The sequence below is a fragment of the Streptomyces sp. NPDC048521 genome (assembly GCF_043199855.1).
Classification (GTDB): Bacteria; Actinomycetota; Actinomycetes; order Streptomycetales; family Streptomycetaceae; genus Streptomyces.
In genome coordinates this window covers 304,423-320,695 of record NZ_JBICWR010000011.1, presented here as the reverse complement: position 1 = coordinate 320,695, position 16,273 = coordinate 304,423, and the positions used below count along the sequence as shown (strand labels likewise).

Here is a 16,273-nt window from a genome sequence, read left to right as displayed (position 1 = left end):
GTCTCTGTGACAGGAACTGCGCATGACGGAGCAGCACGCACTTACCGGGCGGAACATGGATCCGGCACCCACCGACGACACACATGACGACTCCGACTCCATCGCCCTGCCCATCCCGCCACCGGAGATCATCAGCGCCGCCCGTTTCGCGCGTGGCCAGTGGCTCACGGAGGTCGATCCCTTCTGGGCGGACGAGGATGATGTGCCGTCCTGGGCAATCGTCGGTGAGTGGCAGATCGATTCCAAGGGGCTGATCGTCGCCTGGCGCCCGAATGACGATTACCGGCCCTCCCCCCTGGCCCTCGGCTGGGCCGATCCGACGGATCCGGTGGACGAGGCGATGCAGGCGGCGGCGACCGGACTCGGAACTGTCGAAGCAGTTCTGGAGGCCCTCGCCGAGGCCGAGGAGGTCGCCGTCCTCACCACGCTGGACGGATCCTTCGTCACCGCCCTTTCCCAGGACGGCGCCGCAGTGGTCCCCGTCTACACGGCCGTGGACCAGTTGCTGGGCGTCGGGCGGCTGAGCGCGCGTACCGCCCCCGTAGTCGAATTGCTGGACGAGCTTCCGGCCGGTCACGAGTTCTACCTCAACCCCGCCGGCCCGGTCGCCATGCGCGTGCGGACCGAGGTGTTGCGGGAGACGGTGGCCCGGTCGTCGGCCGAAGCCGAGCGTCCGGAAGACCTGTCGCCGGACCTCGAACCGCCCTTCGGGCCCGTGCCCACACAGTCCGCGGAGGCCAAGGAGCCGCTTCAGGCCTCCGTCGGTCCCTGACCCCACCGGCCGGCGGCGGCGGTCGAACGCCGCCGGCCGTCTGACCCGGCCGAGGAGACGGAGGCCGGCGGGAGCCGCCCGAGAACCCGGTGCGCCAGCTGCACGTCTGCTCACCCCGCGCGAGCTGGGCGGGTTTCAGGCGCCTCTGGAGTCGTGCTGAAGGCAGGGGTTCGGCAGGCTCGACGCCTCGGTGGCCCGGGTGGCGTGGTCGGGCGTTCACCGCGCGGGCCGCGCGTGAGGTGGCCCTGACGGCCGGTGGCATCGGCTCCACCCAGTTCCTGCCGCGCGCCGGCCCAGGAACCGCGCGAGGCCGGAGTGGAGGTCTTCCGCGAGCTGCCCGGAGTGAGCCGCAACCTGCACGACCACCCGGTCGTCGACCGAACGGCTGCACCATCGAGGTCTGTCCCCGGGATCACCTGCGGCCTCGCTGTGTCGGGGATCGGCGAGTACGCCGTGCACCTGTGGATGACGCGGATGGGCGCCACGTCCGCCACGGTCGGCTGCCGGTGTGCTCGGCCGACGGCAGGACGACGCACGCGCACGGCAGCCGGACCGTCGTCCGTCTGTACCCGGGCGCCCCGAAGCCCACGCCCTGGTCCGAGCGGACCTGGGAGATCGCCAGGCGGAACGCCTGCCGGAGGAGCGGGCCCAGGCGCACGCGGCGGCCTCCGGACCGATCAACCGGGACGACAGTCTGTCGCCGCCTGCCGGGCCCCGCGACGGACATGTGATCCCCAGCGCCCCCGGATTCCGTGTCCCCAGTGGGCGGGCCGAAACCCCGGGTCCCCAAGCCGGCCGGGCCGGCCCGCCGGTCGTGCACCGGCTCGGCTGACGGCTTCCGCCCCTCCGACGGCGGACACACTTCTTCTTCGAGGAGACGGTATGGGACGTGTGGAGAACAAGATCGCACTGGTGACGGGCGCGGCACGCGGGCTGGGCCGCAGCCACGCCGTGCGCCTCGCCGAGGAGGGCGCCGACATCATCGCGCTGGACATCTGCGCACCGGTCGCCGGCATCAGCTATCCGATGGCCACCCTCGACGAACTGCGCACCACCGGGGACCTGGTGGCCGAGGCGGGCCGCCGGGTCGTGACGGCCAAGGTGGACGTCCGCGAACGGCAGGCCCTCACGGAGGCGGTGGAAGCCGGGGTCGCCGAACTCGGGGGCCTGGACATCGTGGTGGCCAACGCGGGTGTGGCGGCGTTCGGGCGGTGGAACGACACGGACGGGCAGCAGTGGGAGGCCGTGCTGGGTGTGAACCTCACAGGTACCTGGAACACGATGGTCGCCACGATTCCCCATCTGCAGGCCCGCGGCGGCGGTTCGGTCGTGGTCACCGGCTCGGTCGCCAGCGTCGAGGGCCTGCCCTGCGCGGAGGCGTACACGACCTCTCAGCACGGTGTCTTCGGACTGGTGCGCTCACTGTCGGCCGAACTGATCGAGGAGCGCATCCGTGTCAACGCGGTCCGCCCGATCGGCGTATCGGGAACGGGCATGCCGCAGACCCTGCCCGCGGTGGCGGACGCCCAGGGGGACACCCACGCGGAGTGCGCGTTCCACCGCGGATTCGAGGCCGACACCGTCGAGCCCGCGGACGTCAGCAACGCGGTGCTGTACCTGGCGTCCGACGAATCGCGGTACGTCACCGGTACGGCCATGCCCGTGAACGCCGGCCTGATCAGTCACTGACCGCGCGACGTGCTCCCCGGTGTCCAGGGCGGCGGCGCCGGCTTCTGTGTCACGGCGTCCACCGGGCCGACCTCCTCGTCCGGCCCGGCGCGAAGGAAGGCCCGGCGACGGTGGCGGCCCTCCCGTCGGACTCCACGCGTCTGCTTGGCGCCCGTTCGGATGGCTGTCTCTGGTGTTCGGGGACCCACCGCTCGCCGTGGTACGACCGGGATCCGCCGTCATCCGGGGGAACCGCGCACCGGCGAAGGGGCCGAAGGGACCGACATCGCAACCGTGACGCGCCGTGCTCTCAGAGGGCGCGGGCGAACAGGGTGAGGAGTTCGGTCCAGTGCCGCTCGGCCGCTGCGGGGTTGTAGGCGGCGGTGTCGGACTGGGTGTAGCCGTGGTGCGCGCCCTCGTAGACCTCGCACCGGTGCTTGACGCCCGCCTCGGTGAGCGCCTGCTCCAGGCGGCGGACCTGCTCCTCGGGCATCGACGGGTCGTCGTCGGCGTGCGCGAAGTACAGCTCGGCCGTGACCCGGCCGGCGAGCAGGTGCGGGCTGTCGGGCGCCTCGCTCGCCAGCCAGCCGCCGTGGAAGCCCGCCGCCGCCGCGACCCGGTCCGGATGGGTGCCCGCCGTGTACAGCGCGAGCCGGGCGCCCATGCAGTATCCGGTGATGCCCACCGGCCCGTCCGCGACCTGCGGCGCGTCCGCGAGCCACGCCAGGTAGGCCCCTGCGTCGCGCTCGCTCAGTTCCGGCGTGAGCGACTCCATGACCGGGACGATCTTCTCCACGATGTCCGGGCGGGCCTCCATGTCGATGAACTCGGGCAGCTCCACGACCGGGGCGGGACCGTGCCGGTAGAAGACGTTCGGGACGAGCACCGTGTAGCCGGACGCCGCCAGCCGGTCGGCCATCGCCTTCAGATGCGGGCGCAGCCCGAACGCGTCCTGGTACATGAGCACCCCCGGATGTGCCTTCCCGTCGTCCGGGTGGACGAGATACGCGTCGGCGATACCGTCGGCGGTGGCGATGTCCACGGAGGTGCTGCTCAGGGCGCTCATGGCGGGGCTGCCTTTCAGTGTGGCCGGGACGGGCGGCGGCATCACGGCACACCACCCCGCTTCACATGTCGACACACATGTTCGTCCCGCGATTCCCGTTCGCCATGACCAATTGATACGTGTGTCTCTGCCCGGACGGGAGTCGCGGCCGGGCGCTAGATGCCGAACACGGCTCCGGCATGCGCGCCGGCGAAGTCCTCGCCGCTCAGCCGTACCCCCGCCGCCAGCAAGGCCACCTCGACGGCCGGCGGCAGGAAGGCGCTCTCCTCGTCCTCCCGGTACCGGCCCATGCCGATCTGCTCCATGAACGGGACGAAGGCGCTCCGCTCCGCTCCCCTGGGGGCCGCCTTGCCGCGCTCCAGCCGGGAGGAGTCGTCCTCCCCGTACCCGGCGAGCAGTTTCCCGTCCCGGTACCAGGCGAGGGACTGCCAGCCGTCGTAGTCCCGGTAGTAGACGATCGCGCTGGTCCCGCGGGACAGGTCCTTCCCGCGTTCCACGGCTTGGTAGCCGCACGGCTCGACGACCACGGCATGGTCACCCGTGCGCACCGCGAGCGCGCTCGCGCAGTCGCTGTCCGGATCCCGGAAAGCCGCCTCCAGGAGGTCCCGGTACGTCGTGGTCCTGATCGCCTCGGCGGAGGCGCCCAGGCGTTGCAAGGCCTCCCCTTCGTCGGTGTGCTCCACCAGCGTGAGGGTGTACGGTCCCTCGGACAGGTCCAGCAGGTCGAACCAGTCCCGGGGCAGGCCGGTGCCGGGCGGACGCACGGGCCTGGCGGCCTCCCTGGCCCGCCTGCGGTCCTCCGAACGGCGGAGCTTGGCGAGCCGGGCCTCTTCCTGGGCCGTCCTGCTGTCGTAGAACTCGTCGCCGTTCTCGTCGAGCAGCACGACGTCTCCCTGGTCGCGCACCACCACCGCGGAGATCCGGACGGCTGTCGGATCCAGCCGGTAGCGGCCGGTCCAGCGCAGCAGGACCATGGAGTTGGTGCCGGCGCGCAGGATGCCGTCGGTGCCCAGGGTCAGCTCGCCGGGTGCTTGCACGTGACGCGACCAGACCTGGCGGTCCCCCCGGTCACCGGATGTAGCGAGGACGGTCTCGCCGCCCGGGGAGTGGCTGAGCCGGTACTGCCCGTTCGGGGAGACGAGCGGCTCGGACAGCACCTGACCGGGCAGCAGCCGGTCGCCGGTCGCGGGGCGGTGGGTGGCCAGTTCGGCCTCGCTCAGCGGATCCCGGCTCCAGCGCAGACCGCCGTCCGGGTCGGTGAGGACGAGGCGCCCCTGGTCGGTGACCATGGCGGTGACCGCTCTGGGGTCGGGGTCCCCCGAGATCCAGACGGGCACTCTGGGCCAGGCCTCCAGCACCAGACGCCCGTCGTGGAGCAGGGTGAGCTGCCCCGGCGCCGTGCCCGGAATGCCGACGTGCCACAGGTCGCGCCCCTGGACGCGGTCACGCAGGACGGCCCTGCCGTCGCGCCGATGCTCCAGGGCGTAGGCGCCGCCGGGCGACACCAGGGACGCGAGGATGAGCGGTCGGCCCGCCCTCAGCACGGTCGTGTCAGCGGTGCTCACCGCGGCCTCCAGGGATCGACAGCGCGGCGGCGCGCGCAGCGGAAGGCGGCCGTCCCGCCGGGGGAAGGAACGGCCGCCGGCCCGCCGCACCTCGATCGCGCGGCGGAGCCTTACGATCCGACAACGGGTTCGGGACTTCGAAAGGTTCACACCTCTCGGATCGGCTCCGGGACGGTCCGCCGGCCCGCACTTCCTCGCCTCCGGGTTCCGCTCAGGACCCATGGCACGCGCAGCCGAGTCGAGCCCGGTAATGCCTGACGTTCCGGCCGGTGGTGGGTCATGCCGGCGTGGATGTGTGCATGGGCCACACATGGCTAGTATGAGCGGCCTCAGACATACCAATGCGATCCTCACACCTGTCGCCACCTTGCGACCTGCGGTGGAGCAAGGAGTATGAGCAGGTGAGTACCGCTGCTTCCGTGGCAGCCCCGGGTCCGGGGAACACCCGGGCGTTCTTGCGCCTGGTGATGATCGAGCACTCGGTGTTCGCGCTGCCCTTCGCCTACATCGCCGCCCTCACCGCCATGTACGAGCGGGACCGCGCCGTCCAGTGGGTGAACCTGCTGCTGGTGACCGTGGCGATGGTGGCCCTGCGCACCTTCGCGATGGCCGCGAACCGGATCATCGACCGTGAGATCGACGCCCGCAACCCGCGCACCGCCGGGCGTGAGCTGGTGGCCGGCGCCGTGTCCGTGCGGAACGCGCGGACCGGTGCGCTGATCGCCGTCGTGGTCTTCCTCGCTGCCGCGGCCCTGTTGAACCCCCTGTGCCTGGCGCTGGCACCCGTAGCCGTGGTGCCCATGGTGGTCTACCCCTACGCCAAGCGCTTCACGAACTTCCCGCAGGCCTTCCTCGCACTGGCCCAGACGATGGGGCCGGTCGGAGCCTGGCTGGCCGTGACCGGTACCTGGAACTGGGACGCGGTGATCCTCGGCGGCGCGGTGGGCATATGGATCGGCGGCTTCGACCTGATCTACGCCTGCCAGGACGTCGACACCGACCGCGCGATCGGTGTGAAGTCGGTGCCGGCGCGATTCGGCGTCCCGGCCGCCATCTGGGGGGCGCGGGCCTGCCACACCATCACGACGGCCCTGTTCGTCTGGTACGCCCTCGCCACCCACGCGGGCCCGCTTCTGTGGCTGGGTCTGCTCATCGTGGCCGGGGCTTTCGGCTATGAGCACACCCTGGTCCGCCCGCACGACCTGTCGCGCCTCAAGCGCGCCTTCTTCCAGGTGAACGGCTTCATCGGCATCGCCCTGTTCGTGTGCGCACTGCTCGACCTGCTGGTGCGGGGTCTCTCCCTCCGCTGAGCCGGAATGCTCCCGGAAAGGGACCCGTGCGGCCTGTGGAGCGTCCTCCCCTCTTGCGGACGCCTTCGCCGTAGGCCGGGTCGGCCTGGGTGCAGTGGGCGATGCCGTTCGACGATCCGCTGCGACGCGCCGTCGATCGCGCGGCGGTGTTCTCGAAGAGAGCTGTTGCCGCCGGCGTCCGTGGGCAAGCGCCGCTGTGCCCGGAACCGTGCTCCGTCCGACTCCCGACTCCCGACTCCCGACGAGGACCCACTCGTCGGGAGACACGTGTTCATGACTGGTGGGGAAGCAACTGCCGCTCGTCATCTGGTGTTCGTTCGGCAGGCAGGGCCGCCGCATCGGACGTCAGGGGGCCCATGTGTCAAGACACGTATGTGACTTGGCGTCGGCTAGGGTGTCTTCCCTCCGGCACGTCTCCGGATGAGTCTCCTCCCGCACGTGACCCGCGGAATCCCTGAAGAGGAATCATGTTCAACAAAGCTGCGCTTCTCATGTCACGGACCATCGAGGCCGTGCTGATCCTGCTCGGTGCCGCCATCGCCGTCTTCGAGAAGCACACCATGCTCTACATAGGGCTGTGGGACGTCCTGGCCGTGGTCTACCTGTCCACCCGGGTGTTCCGCCTCAGGGCCCGGAAGAGCCACATCGACGGTGAAGACGCCGAGTGGCTCAGGAATATCCAGGGCCGCCGTACGGGCTACGTCTTCACCGTACTCACCGCCGTCATCGGGATCAGCGCCGGTGTGTTGATCGTCGTCAACAAGGGGAACGGGGACGCGGAGTTCCTGTCCAAGGTGGTGGGCGTCCCGGCTGTCCTCCTGGCCTGGGCGATCCTCCAGTTCGGGTACGCCGAGCGCTACGCCCAGGAGTACTACCGCGCGCTGCCGGAGGAGGTGCTCGTCTTCCCGAACGCCAAGCGCCCGAACTTCGTCGACTTCGCGTATTTCTCCTTCACGTTGGGCACCACGTTCTCCGTATCGGACGTGGAGACCCAGACCTCCAGGATCCGGTCCAAGATCCTGTCGCACAGCATCCTCGCGTTCATCTACAACACGGCGACGCTCGGCATCGCGGTGGGTGTCATCACCGGCTGACCCCGCGTCACCTCGCTGACCAGCAGCCAACGCCGTCATGGATCAGCACGGTTGCTCGCCCGGCACGTGTGACCGCCCACCGGTCGCAGTGCCGTTTTCGGCCAACTTGCGCGCCGGCGTCCGTGACCAGGGAGTGGCGGCGTACCGCACGGGGACTGGACCGGACGCGGCATATCGGCCGTCACCCCACCGGCGCATGAACTCGGTGTCGTCCCGCCCACGTCATCGCGGTGTGAGAACCAGAACTTCCGCCGACGGGCGGCCTTCACCCGATGCGAAGGACCCGATGCGCCGGCACAGACCCGGCCGGAGCACGCTCATGGCCGCCGGTGCCGTGACCGCCCTGGCCCTCGGACTCCTCAGCCCACCGGCCGTCGCAGCGACGGCGACGTCGCAGGGGACGGCGGCGGCGCAGGCCGCTCCCACGACGGCCTGGCAGAACAACGCCTTTCAGGTGGACCGCGCCGCCGTGGTCCACCGCTCCGACATCGTGCTCGGGCAGGCCAACACCGACCCCGCCCAGTCCATGCCACTCGGCAACGGCACACTGGGCGCGGCGGTGTGGGCCGCGGACGGCCTCACGGCCCAGCTCAACCGCGGCGACGCCTTCCCCGACCGCAAGTCCCCCGGCCGGGTGACCATCCCGGGTCTGAAGACCCTCACCGAGGCCGACGACTTCTCCGCCCGCCTGAACCTGTACGACGGTGTGCTCACCGAGTCCGGCGGCGGCATGACGGCGACCATCTACACGCGGGCCGACCGCGACGAGCTCGTCGTGGACGTCACCGGCGCCGACCCGGACAGCGCCCAGACGGTGCGCGGCGACCTGTGGGACGGGCGCTCGCCGTCCACCACCGCCGCCGGCGCGGTCGCCACCCTCGCCGAGACGTGGAAGGACGACGGGACCGGCGGCACCGGGGACACGTACGGCACGCTGCTCGGCCTCACGGCCGGCGGACGGAACGTCACCTCGTCGGTGACCGACGGGGACACCGTGCAGGTCGCGTTCAACCCGGCGGCCGACGGCTCGTTCCGGGTCGTGATCGCCGCCCCGCACTGGGCCGGCGGCGACGCGGGCGCGACGGCGACGTCGTACCTGGGCAGCGACGCCACCGTCTCCTCCGCCGACCTGAAGACCGCGCACACCGCCTGGTGGCACGACTTCTGGGACCGTGCCGCCACGATGAAGATCGAGTCGGCCGACGGGACGGGCTCCTACGTCGAGAACCTGCGGACGGTCTTCCTCTACCAGTCGGCCGCCAGCAACCGGGGCCCGCTGCCCGGCACCCAGGCCGGTGTCGCGGACCTGTTCTCCTTCACCCGCGACGAGCACGACTGGGCTCCGCGCGACTACTGGTGGTGGAACCTGCGCATGCAGGCCGCCGCCAACCTGACCTCGGGCGTCTCCGACCTCAACACACCGTTCTACGACCTCTACACGTCGAACCTGGCGAACATCGAGGCCTGGACGAAGGACCACATGCCGGGGCACACCGGCGCCTGCGTCCCCGAGACGATGCGGTTCAACGGCAACGGCTGGTTCGACGCCGGCACGGGCAACGCCGCCTGCGAGGCGGGTGAGACGTCGTACAACGCGCAGACCGTCTCCACCGGCGCGGAGGTGTCGCTGGCGCTGTGGCAGCAGTACCGCACCAGCGGCGACCTGGCGTTCCTGCGGGAGAGCTACCCGCTGATGAAGTCCAGCGCGCAGTTCCTGCTGTCGTACGCCACGACCGGGAGCGACGGTCTGCTGCACACCAGGGCCAACGCGCACGAGACCCAGTGGGACGTCAGCGACCCGGTCACGGACGTCGCGGCCATGCAGGCGCTGTTCCCGGTGGTCGTCTCGGCGGCCAAGGCGCTCGGTACCGACACCGACTTCCAGACCCAGCTGACGGCCGCACAGGCGAAGTTGCCGCCGCTGCCGCGTACGGACGCCGCCACCCACACCCAGGTGCTCACCCCCTCGGCGGACTCCTCCGGCGAGGACGTCATCGCGCTGTCGGCCGAGCCGGCCGCCGAGACGCACAACTCCGAGAACCTGGACCTGGAGGCGGTGTGGCCCTACGGTCTGATCGGTGACACCGGTGCGCTGCACGACCTCGCGCAGCGCACCTACGACCACCGCCGCTGGCCCGATGACGCCAACTGGAGCTTCGACGCGCTCCAGGCGGCCCGCCTCGGCGACGCCGGCGCCGTCAAGGCGGGCCTGCTGTTCAACGTCACCAATCAGCTCTACCCGTCCGGTCTGACCAGCAACAACAACGTGCAGACCGGCCGGGAGCCGTACAGCGAGACCGACGGGGTGATCGCCGCCGCGGTCAACGAGGCGCTGGTGCAGGACTACGACGACGTGCTGCGGATCGCCCCGGCGGTCCCCTCCGACTGGGATGTCGACGGCACGGTGTCGGTGCACGGCGACGCCAAGGTGGATGTGCAGGTCCGGGGCGGTGTCCCGGTCACCGTGGCCCTGGAGGCCGGCTCGACCGCCTCCTTCGTCACCCGCAACCCGTGGCCCGGCGAGTCGGCCGGTGTCGTGGACGCGGCGGACGGGTCGACGGTCGTGGCGTTCTCCACCGCCGCGCGGTTCACCCTGCCCGCCAAAGCCGGGCACGCGTATCTGATCGAGCGCCAGTCGGCGCCGGTCACCTCGTTGCCGTTCGAGAAGATCGGCGGCGAACCCGCCGAACTGCCCAGGCGTCTGGGCAGGACGCAGATCGGGCTGGACTTCTCCGCGTCCCCCGCTCCGGCCGGTCCGGTCGGACCGCTCACCGCCGTCGGCGGGACGTGCCTCGACCACGCCTCCGGACTCGCCAACGGTACGGCGGTGCAGACCGGCGCCTGTGACGGCGACGCCTCGCAGGTGTGGATCGCGGGCAGGGACGGCTCGCTGTGGGTGCAGGGCAAGTGTGTGATGCCCGCCGCGAAGAGCGGTGCCCCCGGTACCACGCTGGTGCTGGCGGCCTGCGACGGCTCCACCGCACAGCAGTGGACGGCCGCCGCGGACCGCAGCCTGGTCAACCGGGCGTCCGGGCTGTGCGCCGAGGTCAAGGGCTCCTCGACCACCGTCGGCACGCCCGTGGTCACCGCGGCCTGCGCGACCACCACCACCGGGCAGAAGTTCGGCCTGCCGACCACTCCGGCCGGGCCGCAGGGGCACCTCACCGGCATCGAGGGCATGTGCGCCGACAGTGACGGCGGTCGTCAGACGCCGGGCACCCAGCTGGTCCTGAACACCTGTGGGCCGGCCGACTCGCAGCAGTGGAAGGTCGCCGCCGACGGCACCCTCAGGCTGTTCGACTCGCGGTGCATGACGCCCGAGGGCGGCGGCACGGCCGACAACGGCACCCAGGTGGTGCTGGAGATCTGTGACGGCTCCGCCGCGCAGCAGTGGCACGCGGGTGCCGACGGCGGTCTGGTCAACGGCCTGTCCGGCAAGTGCCTGGACGTCAAGGACACCTCCTCGGCGGTGGGCGCGGTGCTGTGGCTGTGGACGTGCGGTCCGGTGACCCCGGCCAAGGTGTGGCAGCTGCCCGTCGGCGGTCCGAGCGGCCGCATCTCCGGGTACGGCGGCAAATGCGCCGACCTGGCCGGGTCCGGTTCCACCAGCGCCGCGGGCACCCAGGTACAGCTCAACACCTGCGGCACGGGTGCCTCGCAGAAGTGGACGGTCAACATCGACGGCACGGTGAGCGTGCTCGGGATGTGCATGGCCGTGAAGGACGGCGCGACCGCCAACGGCACCCGGGTGGTGCTGGCGGCCTGCGACGCGTCCTCGCAGGATCAGCAGTGGACGTGGGCCGCCAACCGCGGCCTGGTCGCGAAGAGGTCGGGCTCCTGTCTCGACGCCACCGGCCCCAGCTCCACGAACGGTACCCCCTTGCAGATCTGGTCCTGCGCTGTCTCCGACAACCAGCGCTGGCAGCTGCCCGCCGGTGTGCCCACCGGGCACATCACCGGCATCGGCGGCAAGTGCGTCGACCTCGCCGGGTCGGGTTCCACCAACGCCGCCGCCACCGCGCTCCAGCTGAACACCTGCGGCACGGGTGTCTCCCAGGACTGGTCGGTGGCCGGCGACGGCAGTGTGCAGATCCTCGGCAGCTGCGCCGGTGTCGCGAACAACGCCACCGCCAGCGGTACAGCGGTGACGCTCCAGGTGTGCAACGGGAGCAGCGGGCAGAAGTGGACGGCGGGCGCCAACGGCAGCCTGGTCAACACGCTGTCCGGCCGCTGCCTGGACGCCACCGGCGCGAGCTCCGCCAACGGAACCAAGCTGCAGATCTGGACCTGCGGCGGCTCCGAGCAGCAGAAGTGGAGCCTGCCGGCGGCGACTTCGGCAACCGCCGTTTCCACCTCGGCCGAGCGGGCCTGACGGTCTGCCGGTACGGCCATGAGGGCGCCCGCTCCCGTCCGGGGGGCGGGCGCCCGTACGCCTGGGGGGAGCCGGTCCGGAAGCGGTCATTCGGTCACCCACATATGGGTGGTGACGCTGTACTCCTCGGCCGACTGCAGCGGTCGGAGGAATTCACCGTCGCACGAAGCGTGGACGTATGCGCCGACGGCACGGGTCCGCTGAGACTCACCACCCTCACACCTGAACCGATGAACCGGCCTTCGCGCCGGTCGCGTGTACGGAGCATGAGTACGACGCACAGCGCGACCGGCCGACCGGGCCGGCGCTCCCACCTCACCGCACTGCGCGAAGCCGTCCTCGGCCCGGTCCTGACGGCCGAAGACCCCGCCTACGAGACGGAGTGCGCCGGCCACAACGTGCTGCGCGCGGTGCGGCCCACCATCGTCGTCGGGGCCGCCCGTCCCGCGGACGTGGTGGCCGCCGTGCGGTTCGCGGGGGCACACGGCATGCCGGTGGCGGTACGCAACGGTGGCCACCAGCCGGTCCTGCCGGACAGCGGCGACTGGCTGCTGGTCACCACCGCCCGCATGGCCGGGATACGTGTCGACCCGACGGCCCGCACGGTGACCGTCGGCGCGGGCGCCCGGTGGCGTCAGGTCGTCGCGAAGACGGTCGAGCACGGCCTCGCGCCGCTCAGCGGCTCGGCACCCGACGTGGGCGTCGTCGGCTACACCCTGGGCGGGGGCATCGGCCCGCTGCTGAGCCGCAGGCACGGGTACGGCGCCGACCAGGTGCGCCGCCTGGACGTCGTCACGGCCGACGGTGACCTGCTGCGGGTGACGCCGGACAGCGATCCGGAGCTCTACTGGGCACTGCTCGGCTGCAAGGGCAACTTCGGCATCGTGGTCGCCATGGAGTTCGCGGTCTTCCCGGTGACCCGGTTCTACGGCGGCGGTCTGTGGTTCCGCGGCGAGGACGCAGCCGACGTGCTCGCCGTGTGGCGGGCGTGGCTGGAGACGGTGGACGAGGACACGACCTCGTCGGCGGCCGTGCAGCGGCTGCCGGACGATCCGGCCCTGCCCGGCGTCCTGCGGGGGGGCGTTCGTCCTGCACGTCCGGATCGGCCACCTGGGTCCGGCCGCCCGGGGCGAGCGTCTGGTCGCCCCGCTGCGCCGGGCGGCCGTCCGTCTCCTGGACACCGTCGACGAGCGCCCCTTCGACCAGGTGGGCGAGATCCACCGGGACCCGGTGCGGCCGGCGCCCGTCTCGGAGACAAGCATGGGTCTGCGGGAGTTCTCCGCGGCCACCGCGGCAGCCCTCACCACGCTCACCGGCCCCGGTTCCGGTTGTCCGCTCGCCAGCGTGGAGATCCCTGCCCTGGGCGGCGCCCTGGACCGGGAGCCGCCCGCGCCCAACGCGGTGCCCTCGCGCGGACTGCCCTTCATGGCTTTCGCCCTCGGGGTCGCGCCGAGGGCCGAGGCGCAGCCGGTGACGGACGCCTTGGCCGCCTTCGCCGAGGGCATGTCCCCCTGGGCCGACCAGCGAACCGTGCTCAACTTCCTCTCGCCCCTGGCCGCCTCGACCGAGACGGAGATGCGGCGGCTGTACGGCGACGAGCGTTACGCACGGCTGGCCGCGGTGAAGAAGCGGCTGGATCCAAGCAATGTGTTCCGGATCAATCACAACGTGCTGCCGGGGTAGCCGACGGGCCGCCTCCCGGGATCACCTCCCGAACGGCACTCTCGCGCCGAGCACGAGAAACGGAGGGACTGGTGCAGACGGCTCCGCAGCCGGCCCGGGACGGGTCCGCGCGGACGCCCGGTCTGCCCTCGATGCCGCGCCGAACCGCAGGTCTCGTGGCGTATCGGGCGGGGCGTCCTTCGGCGGGGTTGCCGGCATCAGCAGATGCCGGGGCACCGCCGGATCGCCCCCACCGTCACTGTGACGCCCACGAGACGGCCGTCACCGCGGTGGCCTCGGTGACGGCGGTGAGGCGGCCGTAGTCGAGCGTCTCCGGTACGTCCGTGGGCTGGTGATAGTGCGGATTCCGGAAGTTCGCGGTGTCCGTGAGCATGAGCGCGGGAACACCCCGGTTCCAGAACGGCGCGTGATCGCTGCGCCCCAGGTGGTTGGCCGGAGGCACGGCGAGTCCGATCAGCAGCCCGAGCAGCCCGTCGGGACGCGGGTCGCGCAGCAGCAGGCCACGGACGGACGGGGAGGCCGCCGCGGCGGCCCGCTTCCACGCCTCGGCCGCGGCGGCCGAGGAACGGCGGTGCACCACCAGGGTGAAGTCGCCCCGATAGCCTTCGTCACGGGTCGCGGCGGACGCTTCGGGGAAGATCCGTCCGAAGCCGGCGGGCAGACGCTGCGTCCCCGGGTCGTCGGCGAAGTAGCCGACCGACTCCAGACAGATCATCCCGCGCACACCGCCGTCGTGGACCAGCTCCCGGGCGGCCTGGCGGGCGCCGATGAGACCTAGCTCCTCCATGTCGAACACGGCCAGGACGACGCGCGGGGCGACGGGCGAGGCGGCCAGCAGACGTGCCGTCTCCAGGACCACCGCCACACCGGAGGCGTTGTCGTCCGCGCCCGGACTGCCGCTGACGCTGTCCAGGTGCGCGCCGATCACCACGGCCGGCCCGGCACCGCGGCCGGGCAGCTCGGCGATCAGGTTCGCGCCGCGCAGCCGCGGATGGAGCCGGGGTTTGAGGGCGAGGGCCCGGTGTCCGTGCCGGTCGGTCGCGCCGACCTGCCAGCGCACGTCGAACGGCTGTCGCCGCACCAGCCAGCCCAGCGCGGTCAGTTCGTCGTGCACGTACGCCTCGGCACGTTCCATCATGTCCGGCGTCCGCCGCCGGCTGCGCGGCCCCGCGGCGAGGAACTCCACGTGCCGCCGCAGCCTGCCGGCATCCGGGCGGGGGCCTCGGCCGGGCACCGCCCTCAGGTCGTTCGTCACCCGGTACTCCGGTCACCGCGGGGATCAAGGACGGCGCACCAGCCTACTGCCGGGCGCCCGGCAGCGGGGCAGCGGGACGGCAGGAAGACGCTCCGGGCGGATCTTCTTCGCCCGAACCGTGAACCCGCGCCGGTCACCGGCCCGTTGACCCAGAGAAGGACTCCTGCGGTCGGTGTGTTCGCCGGCTGGCCCGGCCGCAGGAAAGGAGCGGCCGTCCCCACGTTCTTCCCTGATGTGAGGGCGGCCGCTTCACCCCCGGCCCGCCCCCGCAACCCGCTCATGAAGTCGACGTGATCACTTCGCAGTCGTCCGCCCGCGCGGACGACACCGCAGCCAGCAGGCCGGACGGCGGCGGGGCGATCCTGCGGGCACGGATGTCGATCCACGCCCCCAGGGTGCGAACGACGGCCGCCTCCTCCCCGCTCTCCCGAGCGAAGCGGTGTTCGAACCGCCACCGTGCTCCACCCTCGCTCAGACCGACGACACGCGAGCTGACGACGACCCTTTCGAGCGGGAAGATCTCGCGCATATAGCGGACCTCCTCGCCGAGCGAGACGGCCGCGATCCCTGCCTTCGTCAGCTCCTTCGGCCCCCATCCGGAGTCGATCAGGAAGCCGAGCCGTGCCGTGGCGGCGTACTCCAGGTATCTCGTGTTCCGCAGATGACCGTTCAGGTCGACGTCGTCCCAGCGGACCTCGAAGGACCTCGTCAGTTCCTCGGACATGTCACAGGACCAGCCTTTCCGTACGCCACGGTCACCGACCGATGCCGAACCTTCTCTTGACACGAGTCGATCAGGGGCAATGGTTCAGATGCGCTGGGCGTGGCGGACCTGCCCGCGGATCAGCGGGTCGCGTCCGTCGAGAGGGACACCGAGCAGGGCGCCCGCGTGGCGGCTGCCAAGCCACCCACGGGTACTGAGTGCCGGGGGACCGCGGACACGCGGACACACGTGTCCTTGGGAGCGTCAGAGTCGAAGGGAGTCAGGTGTCTCGGTGTGCGGAGAAGGTATGGGCGGGTTGCGGGAGAACGCCAGGACATGGAGGCCGCCGCTCCGACCCGGGCCGCGCAGGCGAGCGATGTGTCAGCCCTGGCCCTGCTGCTCGAGCGGCACGGGTGCTCCAGCAGCGCGATCCCCCGGGCAGTACTCCCGCCCATGCGACGCCGCCATGGCCGGCGGCATCTAGACCGCGTCCGCGGTACCCGCGTCGAACTGCCGACGGTCCACGTCCGACATCCCGCCCCAGATCCCGTAGGCCTCCCCGTGCTTGAGGGCCGTGGCCGCGCAGATGTCGGCGACCTCGCACCGACCGCAGATGCGGCGGGCCCGCTCCTCGCGGTCGCGGCGCGCCCGGCCCCGCTCCCCCGGCGGGGAGAAGAAGGTGGAGCTGCTCATTCCGCGGCAGGCGGCGCGTTGCTGCCACTGCCAGTCACTGAGGAGGGGCCGCGGGTTGCTTCCCATCGTCGTCCTTCCGATCAGGGGTGTGA

11 protein-coding genes and 1 pseudogene are annotated in these 16,273 nt (G+C 71.6%); 7 read left to right on the top strand and 5 right to left on the bottom strand.

What is annotated here, in order from left to right; genetic code table 11:
• Positions 1-22: 22 nt before the first annotated feature.
• Positions 23-772 carry a type VII secretion system-associated protein gene (locus ACGFRF_RS25740; protein WP_393743692.1) on the top strand — a complete coding sequence of 250 codons (750 nt, stop codon included), beginning with the start codon at positions 23-25 and terminating at the stop codon, positions 770-772.
• Positions 773-1,654: 882 nt separating this feature from the next.
• Entirely contained in the window at positions 1,655-2,461 is an 807-nt protein-coding gene (locus ACGFRF_RS25735) for a mycofactocin-coupled SDR family oxidoreductase (RefSeq protein ID WP_393743690.1), read from the top strand.
• Positions 2,462-2,750: 289 nt separating this feature from the next.
• On the opposite strand, the gene ACGFRF_RS25730 is transcribed toward ACGFRF_RS25735, so the two are convergent.
• On the bottom strand, positions 2,751-3,506 hold the full coding sequence (locus tag ACGFRF_RS25730; protein ID WP_393743688.1) for a dienelactone hydrolase family protein: 756 nt from the start codon (positions 3,504-3,506) through the stop codon (positions 2,751-2,753).
• Between the two features lie 155 nt (positions 3,507-3,661).
• The gene (locus ACGFRF_RS25725; RefSeq protein ID WP_393743686.1) at positions 3,662-5,071 is read right to left on the bottom strand and encodes a DUF6461 domain-containing protein; all 1,410 of its coding nucleotides are present in this window, start codon (positions 5,069-5,071) and stop codon (positions 3,662-3,664) included.
• A 401-nt stretch (positions 5,072-5,472) separates the two neighbouring features.
• Here ACGFRF_RS25725 and mqnP point away from each other — a divergent pair, with 401 nt between their 5' ends.
• The 5 genes and pseudogenes from mqnP to ACGFRF_RS25700 all read left to right on the top strand — a co-directional run bounded on the left by mqnP (position 5,473) and on the right by ACGFRF_RS25700 (position 13,530).
• Positions 5,473-6,381 carry a menaquinone biosynthesis prenyltransferase MqnP gene (gene mqnP, locus ACGFRF_RS25720; RefSeq protein ID WP_393743684.1) on the top strand — a complete coding sequence of 303 codons (909 nt, stop codon included), beginning with the start codon at positions 5,473-5,475 and terminating at the stop codon, positions 6,379-6,381.
• 467 nt (positions 6,382-6,848) lie between these two features.
• Positions 6,849-7,475 (top strand): DUF1345 domain-containing protein, encoded by a 627-nt coding sequence (locus ACGFRF_RS25715; RefSeq protein ID WP_393743682.1) that lies wholly within the window; start codon positions 6,849-6,851, stop codon positions 7,473-7,475.
• A gap of 319 nt (positions 7,476-7,794) precedes the next feature.
• Entirely contained in the window at positions 7,795-11,847 is a 4,053-nt protein-coding gene (locus ACGFRF_RS25710) for a ricin-type beta-trefoil lectin domain protein (RefSeq protein WP_393743680.1), read from the top strand.
• 104 nt (positions 11,848-11,951) lie between these two features.
• A pseudogene (locus ACGFRF_RS25705) lies at positions 11,952-12,608 on the top strand (FAD-binding oxidoreductase); the annotation flags it as partial.
• Positions 12,609-13,107: 499 nt separating this feature from the next.
• The gene (locus ACGFRF_RS25700) at positions 13,108-13,530 is read left to right on the top strand and encodes a BBE domain-containing protein (RefSeq protein ID WP_393743678.1); all 423 of its coding nucleotides are present in this window, start codon (positions 13,108-13,110) and stop codon (positions 13,528-13,530) included.
• A gap of 235 nt (positions 13,531-13,765) precedes the next feature.
• Here the strand turns inward: ACGFRF_RS25700 and ACGFRF_RS25695 are convergent, their stop codons facing one another.
• From ACGFRF_RS25695 to ACGFRF_RS25685, 3 genes are all read right to left on the bottom strand, one after another.
• Positions 13,766-14,785 carry a M28 family peptidase gene (locus tag ACGFRF_RS25695; RefSeq protein ID WP_393743676.1) on the bottom strand — a complete coding sequence of 340 codons (1,020 nt, stop codon included), beginning with the start codon at positions 14,783-14,785 and terminating at the stop codon, positions 13,766-13,768.
• Between the two features lie 277 nt (positions 14,786-15,062).
• Positions 15,063-15,509 (bottom strand): acyl-CoA thioesterase, encoded by a 447-nt coding sequence (locus ACGFRF_RS25690; protein ID WP_393743674.1) that lies wholly within the window; start codon positions 15,507-15,509, stop codon positions 15,063-15,065.
• Between the two features lie 459 nt (positions 15,510-15,968).
• On the bottom strand, positions 15,969-16,247 hold the full coding sequence (locus ACGFRF_RS25685; protein WP_393743672.1) for a WhiB family transcriptional regulator: 279 nt from the start codon (positions 16,245-16,247) through the stop codon (positions 15,969-15,971).
• Positions 16,248-16,273: the final 26 nt, after the last annotated feature.